Annotated in this window: 11 protein-coding genes; 3 read left to right on the top strand and 8 right to left on the bottom strand. The window is 65.3% G+C overall.

Features of this window, described 5'->3' with window-relative positions; translation table 11 throughout:
• The first annotated feature begins 4 nt into the window (after positions 1 to 4).
• Both KQ310_RS12750 and queA read left to right on the top strand, forming a co-directional pair.
• Positions 5 to 1,852 (top strand): APC family permease, encoded by a 1,848-nt coding sequence (locus KQ310_RS12750; RefSeq protein WP_259722101.1) that lies wholly within the window; start codon positions 5 to 7, stop codon positions 1,850 to 1,852.
• Between the two features lie 50 nt (positions 1,853 to 1,902).
• Positions 1,903 to 3,009, top strand: coding sequence for a tRNA preQ1(34) S-adenosylmethionine ribosyltransferase-isomerase QueA (gene queA, locus KQ310_RS12755; RefSeq protein ID WP_259722117.1), 1,107 nt, complete (start codon positions 1,903 to 1,905; stop codon positions 3,007 to 3,009).
• Here the strand turns inward: queA and KQ310_RS12760 are convergent.
• The 4 genes from KQ310_RS12760 to KQ310_RS12775 all read right to left on the bottom strand — a co-directional run bounded on the left by KQ310_RS12760 (position 3,002) and on the right by KQ310_RS12775 (position 6,844).
• Entirely contained in the window at positions 3,002 to 4,624 is a 1,623-nt protein-coding gene (locus KQ310_RS12760) for an SGNH/GDSL hydrolase family protein (RefSeq protein ID WP_259722102.1), read from the bottom strand. The two genes, queA and KQ310_RS12760, sit on opposite strands and share 8 nt — an antisense overlap.
• Before the next feature lie 247 nt (positions 4,625 to 4,871).
• On the bottom strand, positions 4,872 to 5,471 hold the full coding sequence (locus KQ310_RS12765) for a superoxide dismutase (protein ID WP_259722103.1): 600 nt from the start codon (positions 5,469 to 5,471) through the stop codon (positions 4,872 to 4,874).
• 242 nt (positions 5,472 to 5,713) lie between these two features.
• A complete protein-coding gene (locus tag KQ310_RS12770) occupies positions 5,714 to 6,424 on the bottom strand; it encodes an FKBP-type peptidyl-prolyl cis-trans isomerase (protein WP_259722104.1) in 711 nt (236 codons plus the stop codon).
• A 78-nt stretch (positions 6,425 to 6,502) separates the two neighbouring features.
• A complete protein-coding gene (locus KQ310_RS12775) occupies positions 6,503 to 6,844 on the bottom strand; it encodes a phasin family protein (protein WP_259722105.1) in 342 nt (113 codons plus the stop codon).
• 129 nt (positions 6,845 to 6,973) lie between these two features.
• Between KQ310_RS12775 and KQ310_RS12780 the strand changes: the two genes are divergently transcribed.
• Positions 6,974 to 8,455 carry an apolipoprotein N-acyltransferase gene (locus tag KQ310_RS12780; protein WP_259722106.1) on the top strand — a complete coding sequence of 494 codons (1,482 nt, stop codon included), beginning with the start codon at positions 6,974 to 6,976 and terminating at the stop codon, positions 8,453 to 8,455.
• Positions 8,456 to 8,466: 11 nt separating this feature from the next.
• On the opposite strand, the gene KQ310_RS12785 is transcribed toward KQ310_RS12780, so the two are convergent.
• The 4 genes from KQ310_RS12785 to KQ310_RS12800 form a co-directional block, all read right to left on the bottom strand.
• Entirely contained in the window at positions 8,467 to 10,056 is a 1,590-nt protein-coding gene (locus KQ310_RS12785) for a cobyric acid synthase (protein WP_259722107.1), read from the bottom strand.
• Positions 10,053 to 10,421 carry an Npun_F0494 family protein gene (locus tag KQ310_RS12790; RefSeq protein ID WP_259722108.1) on the bottom strand — a complete coding sequence of 123 codons (369 nt, stop codon included), beginning with the start codon at positions 10,419 to 10,421 and terminating at the stop codon, positions 10,053 to 10,055. Before KQ310_RS12790 ends, KQ310_RS12785 begins: the two co-directional genes overlap by 4 nt.
• A gap of 87 nt (positions 10,422 to 10,508) precedes the next feature.
• Positions 10,509 to 10,853, bottom strand: coding sequence for a hypothetical protein (locus tag KQ310_RS12795; RefSeq protein WP_259722109.1), 345 nt, complete (start codon positions 10,851 to 10,853; stop codon positions 10,509 to 10,511).
• A 68-nt stretch (positions 10,854 to 10,921) separates the two neighbouring features.
• The coding region (locus KQ310_RS12800) for a YadA-like family protein (protein ID WP_259722110.1) at positions 10,922 to 15,970 on the bottom strand (5,049 nt) is incomplete at its 5' end.

A 15,970-nucleotide genomic window follows, 5' to 3' on the forward strand; every position in this document is an offset into this window, starting at 1 on the left:
GTCCATGGAGCTGATCCAGCGGCTGTTCGGCAAGCCATTGCCGCGCAGCGAGGCGGAAGCCGAACGGCTTCCCAGCTACGAAGCCCTGCCGATCCTGTCGTCCGATGCCCTCTCCTCAGTGGCCTATGCCACCGAGGCCGCTCTGGGGGTTCTGATCCTGGCCGGCAGCCGCGCCCTGGAGCTGTCGCTGCCGATCACGCTGGCGATCATCGCGCTGATCGCCGTGGTGGTCTTCTCCTTCCGCCAGACGATCGAGGCCTACCCCCAGGGTGGCGGCTCCTACGTGGTGGCCCGCGAGAACCTCGGCACCGCTGCCAGCCTGGTGGCCGCCGCCTCGCTGCTGGTGGATTACACCCTCACGGCGGCGGTGAGCCTGATGGCGGGAACCCAGGCGCTCTCCTCACTGCTGCCGGGCCTGCTGCGCCACGAGGTGGCCTTCGCCTTGCTGCTGTTGCTGCTGGTGGGCTGGGCGAACCTGCGCGGTGTCCGCGAGGCGGGCCAGGCCTTCGCGCTCCCCACCTACGCGTTTGTGCTGATGGTGGCGCTTCTGGCCCTCGGCGGACTTCAGGACCTGGTGTTCCACCATGGCTTCCAGCCCGATCCCCCCCCGCTGATTCGGGCGGTGGAGCCGCTTGGGCTGTTTCTGATCCTGCGGGCCTTCAGTTCCGGTTGTTCCGCCATGACCGGCATCGAGGCGATCGCCAACGGGGTGAAGCTGTTCCGCCAGCCGGCGGCGACCAGGGCGCGGACCACGATGCTGGTGATGGGGCTGATGCTCGCCGCGATGTTTTTCTGTGTGAGCGGCCTCGGCTTCCTCTACGGCGTGGCACCCGATCCGAATCGCACCGTGCTGGCCCAGATCGGCCTGCGGGTGTTCGGTGCCGGCAGTCCGCTGCTCTGGGCTCTGCAGATCACCACCCTGCTGATCCTGGTGCTGGCGGCCAACACCGCCTTCGCCGGCTTCCCACGCCTGGCCGCGATGCTCGCCCAGGACCGCTTCCTGCCGCGTCAGATGGGCTGGCTGGGAGATCGGCTGGTGTTCCAGAACGGCATTACCACCCTGGTGCTGGCCACCGCCGTGATCATCGTGGTCTGCCGGGGTGACACCACCGTGGCAGTGAACCTCTATGCCCTGGGGGTGTTCATGGCCTTCACCTTGTCCCAGACGGGCATGGTGGTGCTGTGGTGGCGCCAGCGCGGCCCGGGCTGGCACGGCCGGCTGCTGATGAATGCCCTGGGGGCCGTCACCACCTGCGTGGTGCTGGTGGTGATCGTGCTGAGCAAGTTCAGCGAAGGGGCCTGGACGGTGGTGATCGCCATCCCGCTGCTGGTGGCGCTGCTGGCCCGCATCCGGCGGCGCTACAGGCGGGTGACGGCTGAAATCGCTGTACAGCCCGATCAGATCCAGCCGGTGCGGCTGCCGCTACGCCATGAACCGATCGGCAACCGCAGCATCGTCTGGATCGCCGGCTTCAGCCGCCCCAGCCTCGATGCCCTGCACTACGCCGCCCGGGTCTCCGATCAGGTGGTGGCGGTGTGGGTGCTCTCGGAAGAGGATGATCCAGCCGCCATTCAGGCCGACTGGCTGCGTCTGGTGGGGGACGAACCCCAGCTGGAACTGCGGCTGCTGGACAGCCCCTTTGCCTCCCTGATCCAACCCTTTGTGGCCGTGGTGGAAGCCGAGGAGAACCGCTACCCCGCCTCCACCCTCACGATCGTGATGCCGATGGCGATTCCCCGCTACCGCATCGACAGCCTGCTGCTCAACCAGCGCGCCATCAACATGCGCCAGGCACTGGATGCCCAGCACAACCGGGTCTTCACCGTGGTGCGCTATTACTTGCCGGCCTGATTCCCGATCGGCGGTTGCAGCCCCTCTCCTCCCATTCTGCGGTGTCCTCCCTGGGAGATCAGGAGGATCGTGCCTTGTCCAGCTATGGGTTCGAGCTGCCGCCCGAGCGGATCGCCCAGCGCCCCGTGGAGCCTCGCCATGCGGCCCGCCTGCTGGCGGTGGAAGCCGATGCGGGCTGCCGCCACCGCACGGTCTGGGATCTGCAGGAGGAGCTGCGGCCCGGTGATCTGCTGGTGGTGAACGACACCCGTGTGCTGCGGGCACGGCTGCAGGCCCGCCGTGCCGGCAGCGGTGGCGCCGTGGAACTGCTGGTGCTCGAACCCCGGGAGGAGGCCCGCTGGCTCTGCCTGGCCCGGCCGGCCAAGCGCCTGCGCCCCGGTGACCAGCTGGAGCTGCTGGCCGAGGGGCAGCCTCCCCTGAGCGTGGAGGTGCTGGAGAGCGATCCCGACACCGGTGGCCGGATCGTTCAGTTTCCGCCGGAGTGCACCGATGCCGCCGGCCTCGAACCGCTGCTGCTGGCCTATGGCGCGATCCCACTGCCGCCCTACATCCACGAACACGACACCAGCGATAACGAGCGCTACCAGACCCGCTATGCCTCCCGCCCGGGTGCGGTGGCCGCCCCCACAGCTGGGCTGCACCTCAGCGATGAGCTGCTCGCCGCGATCCGGGCCCGCGGGGTGGAGATCGCCACCACCACCCTGCACGTGGGTCTGGGTACCTTCCGGCCGGTGGAAACCGAAGACCTGCGCGGCCTCGAACTCCACAGCGAGTGGGTGGAGGTGAACGAGGCCCTGGTGGCGGCCGTGCAGGCCTGCCGCGCCCGGGACGGGCGGGTGATCGCCATCGGCACCACCAGCGTGCGCAGCCTCGAGGGGGTGGCGGTCCTGCACGGCGGCGTTCTGAAGCCCCACACGGGGCCGGTGAACCTGGTGATCCAGCCCGGCTTCCGCTTCGCGGTGGTGCAGGGCCTGCTCACCAACTTCCACCTGCCGAAGAGCTCGCTGCTGCTGCTGGTGAGTGCCCTGATCGGCCGGCGGCGCCTGCTCGATCTCTACGCCGAGGCGATCGAGCGGGAGTATCGCTTCTTCTCCTATGGCGATGCCATGTGGATCGCGCCGGAGGCGGTGCTGGGGCAGTCGCGGCCGCTCAGGTGATCCAGCCGGCGTCAAAGGCATTGATGCCCTCCAGCCGGATGCGCAGATCGGCCCGTCCATCCCCATCGGCATCGCCCTTCAGTACGCCGCCGACGAAGCGCAGTTCCTCTCCACTGCCTGTGAACCGTTCCACCCCGATGAACGTCCAGCCCGGATTTGCAAAGGGGTCGGTGCCATCGAGTATGGCGGTGAGCCCCAGCCGATCGCCTTCGGCGCCGTTGAAATCGGTGATCACATCCCGCCAGGAGGCACGCACATCCTGCAGCTCGTAGGCAAAGAAGTCGGCACCGCGGCCGCCGGTGAGGGTGTCTGATCCCCTGCCACCGCTGAGCCAGTCGGTGCCACGCCCGCCTTCCAGACTGTCGTTGCCCTGATCGCCCGACAGGGCATCATTGCCGCGATTGCCGAGCAGAACATCGCCTGCACCCAGGCCGATCAGTTCGGTGTTGCCGCTCTGCGCCACAAGCAGATTGGGCCGGTTGTTGCCAATTTCCCTGGCGCCCAGGGTTGCGCCCTCAATGGCTGAAACGGCGCTCTTCAGGGTAAGGGCCATGGCCTTGCCCGCCATCACCTGGCCGTTGCTGGCATTGTGGACGGTGTCGAAGTAGAGGAAGGAGTTGGTTTCCTGCTCTGTAAGGGGTTGGTCCTTGGCCTGGGCATAGGACAGTGTGTCCTGGATGCCGTAGTCGGCGAAATCCCCAAGCTGCTCGCCATAGAGCTTCCAGTTGGCTCCAAATTCGGGTGAGTGATAGATCACTGCCGCATAGGGGAACTGCCGGGCGACATCGGCAACCATTGCGGCATAGTCCCGCTGGAACGTCTCGAGGCCGCCGGCGTCGTCGAATTGCTTCCACTGCTGCAACCAGGCCGGAGCATCGGGAGCGCTGGCTGCCGCAAGGATTTCGCTGAGGAAGGGCATCTGATAAGGCACCCCGTTCACCGTGCCTCTGAAATCAGCCATGCCGAAGGTCAGCAGCTGACGAGCGCCCATCGCCCGCAGGAGAACGCTGAGGTTTTCGCGCATGTTGACCAGTGCCTGCTGGAAAACACCGGCAAGGTCGGGGTTTTCCTCGATCTGTGCCACCAGCAGGTCATTGCCTCCACCCTCGACGAGGGTGAGTTCCCGGGAGGTGGGGCGAACACCCTGGGCCAGCGCAGCTCGAATCTGGTTCTGGACTCCAGTGTTGGATAGCTGGGGAATCAGCGTGGCCAGAGGCACCTTGGTCTTCGTTGCTGGGTCGGGCACCTCCAGCACGTTGTACACACTCGCGCTGCCGCTGGTGGCTCCGCCGATGGAAAAAGATGGGCCCCCGGCTATACCGAGACCGGGAGGCGCGACATAGGGATTGGCGAGCAGATAGTAGGGGCTGGGCAGCTGCTCATTGGGGGCTGGAATCGAAGCGGGCGTGAGGCCAAGCCGGATGCGTAGGTCCAGCTGGCTCACGGGATTGCCGTTGCTGAAGGTGACACCACTCCAGGGCGGCAGCACCGTGGGATCAAGAACTGTTTTGTAGGCGTAGGCAGCCAGAGAGCCATAGTCGGTGAGGCTGTCACCGAAGGTATACATTCCCTTGAATAGTTCCTTAATGCCTTTCTCGGTCGGGCTCTTCTTCATGGTTGTGATGCGTAGCAGGAAGTGCAGATCCCCGGCGGGAAGGCTGCGGCAGCAAGGATCAGGGATTGGCCTTGGGCCCACGCTAAGGAGTCTCAACTCTTCGGTCAGGGGTTGTGACGATCTCACATGTCTGAGCCGCTCAGAATGCACAGCCAGGCTCTTCCCCGAGACGGGCAAAAGAAAAAGCCCCTGGGATACCCAGGGGCTTCTCGGCAGAGGCGCCGGGGGCGCGTGATGGGATGGTGAATCAGGCGGCGGCCAGGTTGGCGGCCACGAAGTCCCAGTTCACCAGCTTCTCGAGGTAGGTGGTGATGTAGTCGGGACGGCGGTTCTGGTAATCCAGGTAGTAGGCGTGCTCCCACACATCCATGGTCAGCAGGGCCTTCTGACCGTGGGCCAGGGGCAGGTCGGCGTTGGCGGTCTTGGTCACCTTGAGGGTGCCGCCATCCAGCACCAGCCAGGCCCAGCCACTGCCGAACTGGGTGGCGCCGGCGGCCTTGAAGGCCTCCACGAACTTCTCGAAGCTGCCGAAATCGGCATTGATCTTCTCCAGAAGCGCGCCGCTGGGGCTGCCGCCACCACCGGGCTTCATGCACTGCCAGTAGAAGCTGTGGTTCCACACCTGGGCGGCGTTGTTGAACACACCGGCCTTGCTGGAATCACCGGCCACGGCGGTGATGGTGTCCTCCAGGCTCTTGGCCTCGAGGTCGGTGCCGGCCACGAGGTTGTTGAGGTTGGTCACGTAAGCGTTGTGGTGCTTGCCGTGGTGAAACTCCAGGGTCCGGCTGCTGATATGGGGCTCGAGCGCATCGAGTCCATAGGGCAGCGCGGGCAGCGTGTGAGCCATGGGGGAAGGGAAAGGGCTTGGGGAAAGCCTGCCTCAGGAGGGCCGGGCCGTTCAGTCGTGGGCTCGGTGTCCACCCGTGGCAGGACGGGAGTCAGGCTCGATGGAGCCTTGTCAGAGGCATCCTAACGATTACTACAGGTTTCAGATGTGGGGCTCCTGTCTGGCAAGGGCCACGTGCCTCTACGGCAAGCGCAGGACCTGGCGGCGAAGGCGTTCGAGTTCAGCGTCCAGCTGCCAAGCCTTCAGCGGCCGATCCGCAGCAGCTCCACCTCGAAGATCAGGGTGGCGTTGGGGGGAATCACACCGCCGGCGCCCCGTTCGCCATAGGCCAGATCAGAGGGAATCACCAGCTTGCGCTTGCCGCCCACCTGCATGCCGGCCACACCTTCGTCCCAGCCGCGGATCACCCGGCCGGCACCGAGGGGAAAGGAGAAGGGGCCACGGCCGTAGCTGGAGTCGAATTCCTTGCCGCTTTCCAGGGTGCCGCGGTAGTTCACCACCACCGTCTGGCCGCTCTGAGCCTCGGGACCATCGCCGATCACCAGGTCGGTGATGCGCAGCCCGCTGGGGGTGACCCGCTCCTTGGGGGCATCGATCGCTCCGCCGAGGGACGCAGCCCCCTGGGCCAGGGCCTCTCCTGTGGAGCTGGGGATCGGCGAATCAGAAGCCATGGCGAACAGGGTGGGGTTGGGATCGTTGGGATCGAGTTCCAGCGGTGCCTGCACAACGGCGCGAGCGGGCCTGCTCACGGCAGGGGCATTGAGAGCCTGAGCCGCCATGCCGTTGCTGGCTGCCGCGTTGGTCACGGCCACTGCCGGACTGGCTAATGCGCCGGCCACGGAAGATTCGGCACTGGCCGCGCCAATCACGGTGGAGGGGGCCACCAGCTGGCTCACGAAGGCCACCATCAGGCAGGCCACGAACACCGCCGAGCTGATCAGGATGTCGCGCATGGGGCGGCGGGCAAGGAACGGTTGGACTCTGCCGATTCTGCCCCCTGAACCGTTCCCGCCTGGGCGGTGGCGACTGACTCAGTCGGAGGAGTCGGAGCTGATCTGGCGCTGCCGCAGGGCCTGCTCCAGCCGGTCGATGCGCCCCCGTAGCTCATCCAGTTCGCGCTGGCGTGCCAGGCCCAGATCCTCGAGCAGTTGATCGCGGTTGCGTTCCAGCTGCCGCTCCGCCTGCTGCTCCAGCTCAGGCGTTTCGCCGCGCAGGGCCTTGAGCACGTCCTCCACCAGGGCGGAGGCCTGGCCGGGATCCAGCCGACCGCTGCGGACCCAGTCCTGACTCACCAGCCGCAGCCGGTCGCCCACCAGCGATGTGGTGCCGAGGCCGCGCAACAGCAGCATCTGCAGCAGGTTGCCCTGGTCCATGGATCGGCGGCCATCTTGCTGTGACCAGATTGGCCGTTCCTAGGCTCCACAGCCATGGGAGCTGACCGGTGTCGCTGGTGGATTGGAGCGGCCGTCGCTGGCGCTGGGGCAGGCCTGGCTCTGCCGCCATTGGGAGCTCCCTGGCTGCTGTGGCCGGCCCTGGCGCTGCTCTGGGCCTTGCCGCGCTCGCCGCTCAGCTGGCGGGGTGGCTGGGCCTGGGGGGCTGCGGCGGTGCTGGTGAGCCACCGCTGGTTGCTCTGGCTCCATCCCCTCGACTGGGTGGGAGTCCCCCTCCCCCTCAGCCTGCCCCTCTGCCTGCTGCTCTGGGGGCTGTGCGGCCTGGCTGGAGCCCTGCTGGTGGCCCTGTGGCTGGCTGTCTTGACGCGTCTGGAGGACTGGTGGGGAGCCGGTGGCCTGGGGGCGGCGATCACGGCGGCGGCGCTCTGGGGCCTGGTCGAGGTGCTACTGGCCCGCGGCCCGCTCTTCTGGATCGGCCTGGGGGCTTCGGCACTGCCGGGTGATCGTGCCCTGGCGGCCTGGGCGAGCCTCGGCGGCGCCGGCCTGGTGGCGGCGTTGCAGCTCCTGATCGGCTGGCTGCTGTGGCGTGTCTTGCGGCTGTGGGTGCGCCGCCGTTGGTCTGAGGGGATGGCGGCGCTGCTGGGCGGACTCCTGGCCGTTCTATTTCTGCATGGTGTGGGTGCCGCTCTGTTGCGGGCTTCGCAGCAGACCACAGGTGCTCAGGCAGCGAGAGCTTCCCTGGCCTTAACTGGGTTGCCGGCACCTGACAATGCTCTGCGGCTGCTGGTGGTGCAGCCAGCGATTCCCACCCGGCAGAAATTCGAAGCAGTCCAGCAGCAGCTACTGCTGCAAAGGCTGGCGGCAGCGCAACAGCTGGCCGTGGCGGCAGCGACGACTGGCGAGCCGATCGATGCGTTGCTGCTGCCCGAGGGTGCCCTGCCGCTGGATCAGCCCCTGCCAGATCCCGCACCCACCGAAGTGCTCAGCGGCGGCTTTCGGCGCCAGGACGCGGACGTGCGCAGCAGCGTGCTGCGCTTTGCGGCTGGCGATCAGGTTCGCCCCAGCGGCTGGATCGATAAGGCCCGGGTCGTGCCGCTGGGGGAATGGGTGCCCCTGGCCAACCTGTGGCGCTGGAGTGGGCTCTCGGCCGTGGGGGGGATCACGCCGGGGTCGCCGTCGCGGCTGCTGATGCGGCCTGGCGGGGCGATCGGGGTAGCGATCTGCTACGAGATCGCCGATGGTTTTGGCCAGCGGGCCGCCGTGGCCGCCGGGGCGCAGTGGCTGCTGGCCAGCGCCAATCTCGACCCCTACCCCGCCCAGCTCCAGGGCCAGTTCCAGGCCCTGGCCCAGCTGCGGGCCCTGGAAACAGGTCGCTGGCTGGTGAGTGCGGCCAACACCGGCCCCAGTCTGGTGATCGACAGCTCCGGCCGCCTGCGCGCCGTCCTCCCCCCGGGCAGGCCGGTCACGGCGGTACTCAGCCTGGAGCCGCGTGAGGGCTTGACCCCCTATGACCGGTTCGGCGAGCTGCCGTTGCTGGGGCTCGCCCTGGCTGGTGGGGCCTGGGGGATGCGGAGTTCACCGGTGTTGCGCTAAGCGGTGTTGCGCTAACCGGTGTTGATCGGCGCGCCAGGCTGCCGAGGGGTTCCCAGCAACGGGACCAGGTCCACGTGGGCTTCAAAGGCATCGGCGAGGCGATCCAGCAGGACGTCGCGCTGGCGGCCGTGGTGGGGCTGGTGCTCGCTCAGAGGGGGAAGACCGCGGCGCTGTCGCAACTGGTTCAGCCATCGCCGCCGCCAGGGTCCGTTCTCGAAGACGCCGTGCAGGTAGGTGCCCGCCACCACGCCGCCCTGCTCACCAGCTGAACGCCACCAGCCCAGCCCTGCCTCCGCCGCCAGGGGGGCGCAGGGGCCAGGGCCAGGGCCCGATTCCAGGAGTTCAGTGCGGCCGTGGTGCAGCTCGAAACCCTCCAGCTGCAGCGGGGCGCCCGGCGGCCAGAGGGCGGTGCTGTGGCGCTGGCGCAGGGTCTTGGCGGGGCTGAATACGGTGGCCAGCGGCAACAGGCCGAGGCCTGGCAGCGTGCTGGGCGAGGCGCCTGGTATGGCGACTTCGAGACCTTCCAGACCCTCGGGATCCTGCAACCGCTGGCCCAGCATCTGCAGGCCGCCGCAGAGGCCGAACACCTGGCCGCCGCCGGCCAGGTAGGCGGCGATCTCCTCATTCAGGCCAGCCCCCTGCAGGCCAGCCAGATCGCGCAGGGTCTGCTTGCTGCCCGGCAGGATCAGGGCATCGGGCCGGCCCAGCTCCTCGCCGGGCCGGATCCAGCGCAGTTGCACGCTGGGTTCCGCTTCGAGCGGATCGAGGTCGGAGAAGTTGCTGAGCGAGGGCAGCCGCAGCACGGCGATCTCCAGCTCGGCGCCGCTCTTGCGGCCGCGCCGCTCCAGCAGATCGAGCGAGTCTTCCGGTGGAAACAGCTCCTCCAGCCAGGGCATCACCCCCAGCACCGGCACCCCGGTCTGCGCCTCCAGCCAGCCGCGGCCGGCATCGAACAGCTCACGCCGCCCCCGGAAGCGGTTGATCAACAGGCCCCGGATCAGCGGGCGCTCGACCGGACGCAGCAGCGCCAGGGTGCCGACGATCTGGGCGAAGACACCACCGCGCTCAATGTCGGCCACCAGCAGACAACGGGCCCGCAGAAACTGGGCCAGACGCAGGTTGGTGAGATCGCGAGCCTGCAGGTTCACCTCCACGGGGCTGCCGGCCCCCTCCAGCACCAGCCGGCCACCAGGGTGCTGCTGTTGAAGCTCCGTCAGGCCCTGACGGATCGCCCGCCAACCGGGCCGGAACCAATCGCGGTAGTAGTGCTCGGCCCGGGCGGTGCCCACCGAGCGGCCGAGGTGGATCACCTCGCTGGTGCTGTCGCCCCGCGGCTTGAGTAACACCGGGTTCATCGCGGCCACAGGCTCCACCCCCGCGGCCCAGGCCTGCAGGGCCTGGGAGTAGGCCATCTCGCCGCCAGCCGGATCCACCCAGGCGTTGTTGCTCATGTTCTGCCCCTTGAAGGGCAGGGGCGTTTCACCGCGACGCTTCAACACCCGGCAGAGGGCCGCCGTCATCAGCGATTTCCCCGCTCCGCTGCTGGTGCCCAGCACCATCAGGGGAGTGAGGGACGGGGGCGCTGAACAGGCTCCGCTCATCGACGGGGCCGATGCCGACTGAGCCAGTGCTGCAGCCTCAGCAGGGGCGTGGGCCTGGGAAAGTCGGTTGGCCAGTGGGCCAGGATCTGTCGGCCCATAGGGGTGAGTCGCACTCGCTCCGTCAGCCCCTGACCATCCACCTCCCGCCGCAGCACGCCCAGCCGGATCAACCAGATCCAGTCGCGTTCCACAGAGTCAGGGACAGGACTTCCGCCCCGGAAGAGCGGATGCAGGTCGTTGCGGCCACAAAAGCTGGTGCTGCTGATCGCCTGCCCGCTCACCATCAGGTAGAAGTCGCGCCGATAGGGGAGGCAGCACACTGCCCGCTCGGCCCGTTTCCAGGCGCGGGAGTCGAGGATCTCCACGCTTCCGTCAGCAGAGTGGCTGTCTGTACTGGCTGGCTCCATGGCCCGATTGTGCCTGGCTGGGCTCCTGAGGCCGAACTGCCGCCGTTAGGAGTTCGCTGCCTTGCACCGCTGTGTTTCCGGCTGCATCATCAGGTTCACCAGCGTGGTCCCGGCATTGCCGGCAGTGGTGGCGAACTGAGAGATCGCTGCCAGGGTGGCTCCGTCGTAACGGGAGTTGTAGGCGTCGGCAAGACAGGTGCAGTACTGGGTCTTGTTGCGGATCCCCGCGAGATTGTTACCCAGACAGCCGCGCAAGAAGCCATCGCGGAATTGCTGCCGCAACTGGGCATCGTTCACCGCTGACGAGGCTGGTTTCTGCTGGGCCAGCACGGCAGCAGGAGCTGAAACGATGAGACCGAGGCAGACGAGTATGGAGAGGGAACGATTCATGGGGAGTGATTGGTACTTACAGAAAGAAGAAAGGCGAATACAGAGAGAGAGCATTCCAGGGGGGGCTGTCAGTTCTGACTGGAAGAGTCGAGAGAAACTTTGCCGCCCGGTAGAAGGGTTCGGATCTGCTCCATCATCTTCTTGAAGCGAGATTCCTGGTCTGCCAGTTGGTCCTGAAGCTTCTGGATCACACCGTTCTGACGCTTGTCTTCCTCTTCAGACTTTTTCTTTACGCTCTCCAGCTCTTCGATTCTCTGCTTCAGCAACGCGATCAGTTGCGTGGTGACCTCTGATGTTGCTGTCTGGCTGCCACCCCGTGCTTCCTGCGAGGCCTCAAGTTTCTCAAGTTGCTGCTTGAGCTCTCCGATCTGCTGATCGCGCTGGTTCACCTGCTGGCGAAGGGCGATCAGGTCATCGCTCACGGCTGCGATCTGGTGGGCCTGGGGAGAGCGGCTCTTGTCGATCTTGCCCAGGGGGAAGGAGAAGCCCAGCCGGCCGCCCACCGAAGGTGTGGATCCATAGCCGTAGTCCACCGAGGGTGCATAGGAAAGAGCACCATTGATGTGCACCCGATCCGCCACGCGCACGGCACAGCCTGCAGCAACAGCGTATTGAGAGCCGAAGCCACCGGCCCCGAATCCACAACGTACCGGCTCATCCTCTTGCAGGGAGACTTCAGGCACGGCAGAGAACGCCGCCGCCATGGCGCCGGTGGTTTCGACAGCCCTGCCAAGCTGTGAAACGGAATTCTCAAGTCGGGGCACGGTCTGGGTCACAGCAGTTTCCACCTGGGGAACAGTGAGCCGCGAGGTGCCGGAGTTGCCGCTGCCGTCAATGGTGAGCAGTCGCCGTTGGCCGGATTGGTATTTGTCAACGGCGAAGTTATTGTTGTTGGCCAGGCCCGTGAGGCTGACGGGACCTGAGGCAGAAAGCCCGCCGTTGATGGTCACATTGTTATTGAATGTGGAGGGGCCACTCACGTTGAGACTGCCACCGATATTGGTGGATCCAGTCACATTCAGGGTGTCCACATTAGCCCCTCCCTGCACGCTGAGGCCGTTGGAAATATTGGCTCCCCCGTTCAAGGTGGTGGGGCCGACCACAGTGAGCCCGTTCTGCACTGTGAGGGAGCCTCCGCTGGCGCTGATCCCGACGGAGCGCACCAGGGTGCCATCGCCATTGGCAGCAACGAGTTCGGTGCCCTGGCCGGCAAGGTTGGGCGCAGTGACCGTGGTTGTGGCGGTGCCCAACACGATCTGGTTGTTTCGTGTGGTGGTGGCGCCGCTGCCGATGGCGGTAGATCCCACGCCGGTAGCCTGAGCCCCAGCGCCGAGAGCGGTCACATCCGTACCGGAAGCAAAGGCATCGGTGCCGATCGCCACGCCATTGGTGTTGAAACCTTCTGCTCTGGCGTTCGTGCCGATGGCCACAACATTGCGTCCATTGGCCGTTGCACCGGTGCCATAGGAAATGGCATTGAAACCATTGGCCACTGCGCCGGCACCAATGGCACTCACCTGCGAACCAGTGGCACGGGCATTGGATCCAACCGCCAAAGAATCAACACCATTGGAGAGTGCACCAGCACCAAGAGCCTGGGTGTTCACCCCGCTTGCAGAGGCACCGGTGCCAAGGGCGGTGGTGTTGGTCCCGGAGGCGGTGGAACTGGAACCGAAAGCCAGGGCATCGGTTCCACTGGCGCTGGCGTTGGAGCCGAAGGCCTGGGAGTTGACCCCGGTTGCAGACGCTGCCGCGCCGAAGGCCTGGGTGTTGTTGCCCGTGGCAGTGGCCGCGGTTCCAAAGGCCTGAGCATTGACTCCACTGGCCTGGGCGCCGAGACCAATTGCTGCTGAGCCCTCTCCCGCCACCCTGCTGAGGCTGCCGATGGCCATGGAGCCAAGGCCATTGCTGCTGGAGGCATTGGCTCCAAAGCCGACAGCCAGAGAGAAGTCACCATCGGCCGAGCTGGCGACGCCGAGCGCAGTGGATCCATTGCCATTGGCTTCGGTGAAGGCACCGAGAGCGGTGGCACCGATGGTTCCATCAGCCGTAGCGTTGGTGCCGATAGCGGTGTCTCCAATCCCGAAGGCCTCGGAGTTGGGTCCATAGCAGGTGGAGCCCGCTCCGGTGCGGTTGCAGAAGGTGGTGGTGTTGGTGGGGAAGGTTGTAACCCGCACCACGCCATTCACATCTGGGCTCAGGACATCAACAACCCCCGGGGATCCCGTGCCGGTGAGGGAGGGCAGTTGAATCGAAGTGTTGTTGGTTCCAATCGTGATGCGGTTGGCTGCAGTGGCCTGGGCGCCTGCCCCCAGGGCCGTGGATCCCGCGAAGTTGGCCGTTGCACCGGCTCCCAGGGCAAGGCTGTTAGTGCCGGCACTGCGGCTGTCGGAACCGATGGCGGTGGCGAAGTTTGCCGTGGCCTGGGCATTGGGCCCGTAGCACACGGCGTTGGCTCCCGTGCCAACGCAGTTCAGGGCATTGATGGCAGAGCTGCCGATCGTTTGGCCATTGATCGTGAGTGGACCGCTCAATGTAAGGCCGTTGTTGATTGTTGCCCCGCCGTTCAAGGTTGTGGGTCCAGTTACGGAAAGACTGCCGCTAACGCTCTGATTCCCACTAACGCTGAGGGAGTTGTTGATGGTGGTGGCGCCATTCAGGGTGGTGCTGCCGCCTACAAAAAGGCTGTTCTGCAGGTTGGTTGGCCCACTGACAGTCAGGGAGTTCTGAAGGTTGGTAGCTCCTAGCACAAAGAAGTTGCCGCCAACAGATTGGTTGCCGGTGATGGTGGAATTGCCACCAACGAGCTGATTGCCGGAAATGGACTGGTTGCCGTTCACCGTCTGGTTGCCGTTGAAGGTGGAGGCGCCGTTGACGGTGAGGGAGTTGTTGACCGTGGTGGCACCGTTGAGTGTGGTGGTGCCGGCGACCGAAAGGTTGCCGCCGATGGATTGGTTGCCCGAAACAGACTGGTTGCCGTTCACCGTCTGGTTGCCGTTGAAGGTGGAGGCGCCGTTAACGGTGAGCGAATTGTTGACCGTGGTGGCGCCGTTGAGGGTGGTGGCCCCGGCGACCGAGAGGCTGTTCTGCAGGGTGGTGGCACCGGCCACATTGAGGGAGTTCTGCAGGTTGGTTGCACCAGCGACGGTGAGGCTGCCGCCAATGGACTGGTTGCCGGTGATAGCGGAATTGCCGCCAACCAGTTGATTGCCGGAAACGGACTGGTTGCCGTTCACCGTCTGGTTACCATTGACGGTGAGGGAGTTGTTGACCGTTGTGGCACCGTTGAGGGTGGTGGTACCCGCCACCGCGAGGTTGCCGCCAACGGATTGGTTGCCAGTGATGGAGGAATTACCGCCAACGAGCTGATTGCCGGAAACGGACTGGTTGCCGTTCACCGACTGGTTGCCATTGACGGTGAGGGAGTTATTGACCGTGGTGGCGCCGTTGAGGGTCGTGGCTCCAGCCACGGAGAGGTTGCCACCGACTCTCTGGTTGCCAGAAATGCTTAAGTCTGTGTCAAGAGTGGTTGATCCCGTGTACCGCTTGAGGGTGCCATCGGCATTGGCGAAGACCAGCTGATTGCCACTGCCTGAGATATTTGCGATCGTTACCTCTGTGGCCGAAGTCCCAATCGCTACCTGGTTGCTTCGGGTGGTTTGGGCATTCGCGCCAATGGCGATCGAATCGGCATCAAGCGCAGAGGCTCCGATGCCAATCGCGATCGAGTTTGTTCCCCCCGTGAGGGAATTGAATCCGATAGCAATGGAGTTTGCTCCTCCGGTTAGGGAGAGTTCGCCAATCGCAATCGAACGATTTCCGATGGCAAATGCCGCCGTGCCCATAGCTACGGAATTGCTCCCGATGCCGAGTGCCAGTGTTCCTAGCGCAGTGGATTGATTGCCCGCAAAAGAGTCTGCACCTACGGCGGTGGATCCGAATCCCCTTGCGGTGCTGTTCGCGCCAATGGCGCTGGCGTAGTCTCCAACTGCGGAGGCACCTTCGCCATAGCAACTCGCGTCAATGCCTTGGTACGTGCAATTGAACACGTTCTGAACCGCGATGATGTAGTTAGGCGCGATAGTTGCGGTGCCTGTTTGAACCCTCCCCTGTGAGTCGATGATCAGATACTCAGTTCCTGTGGCTGGCTTGTTGGAGAGGCCGGGTAGATAGTATTCACTAGTGCCGTTCCCGCTTTGTCCGAGAGTTACGGAACTGGATGCACCATTCCCGGCCCTGATTGCCGTGGCGCCGTCTCCGATGGCAGTGGCATTGGCGTAGCTGGATTCAGCTCCGCTGCCGATGGCAAGGCTATTGGCAGCCGTAGCTTGGCTGGAGGAGCCAATGGCCGTTGCGCCCACTCCAGAGGCAGTGGCTAGGTTACCGATGGCCGTGGCGCTTTCGAAGGCTGCGTTGGCCTGGCTGCCAAGCGCAGAGGCGCCACTGCCGTTAGCTGTTGAACCGGCTCCGATGGCGGTGGTGTTGGCGCCGTTGGCTACGGCATTGGGGCCATAGCAAACGGCATCAGGACCGTTACCGACGCAGTTGAGGCTATTGAGAGCGGAACCGCTGATATTGGACCGAGAAAGAGTGCCGGTGCTGTTGGCAATGATTAGCCCGGAACCAGCGCCAGCAAGGGTATCAACAGTGAGATTGCCTTGAAGGGTGGTGGGCCCAGCCACTGTGAGCGAATTGTTGACCGTGGTGGCGCCGTTGAGGGTGGTGGCCCCGGCGACTGAGAGGCTGTTCTGCAGGGTGGTGGCACCGGCCACATTGAGGGAGTTCTGCAGGTTGGTTGCACCGGCGACGGAGAGGTTCCCGCCAATGGACTGGTTGCCGGTGATGGTGGAATTGCCGCCAACCAGTTGATTGCCGGAAACGGACTGGTTGCCATTCACCGCCTGGTTGCCATTGACGGTCTGGCTGCCGTTCACCGTCTGGTTGCCGTTGAAGGTGGAGGCGCCGTTAACGGTGAGCGAATTGTTGACCGTGGTAGCGCCGTTGAGGGTGGTGGCCCCGGCGACCGAGAGGCTGTTCTGCAGGGTGGTGGCCCCCGCCACGGTGAGGGAGTTCTGCAGGTTGGTGGCGCCGGCGACGGAGAGGTTCCCGCCGATGGA

The sequence above is a fragment of the Synechococcus sp. CS-1328 genome (assembly GCF_025128095.1).
Classification (GTDB): domain Bacteria; phylum Cyanobacteriota; class Cyanobacteriia; order PCC-6307; family Cyanobiaceae; genus CBW1002.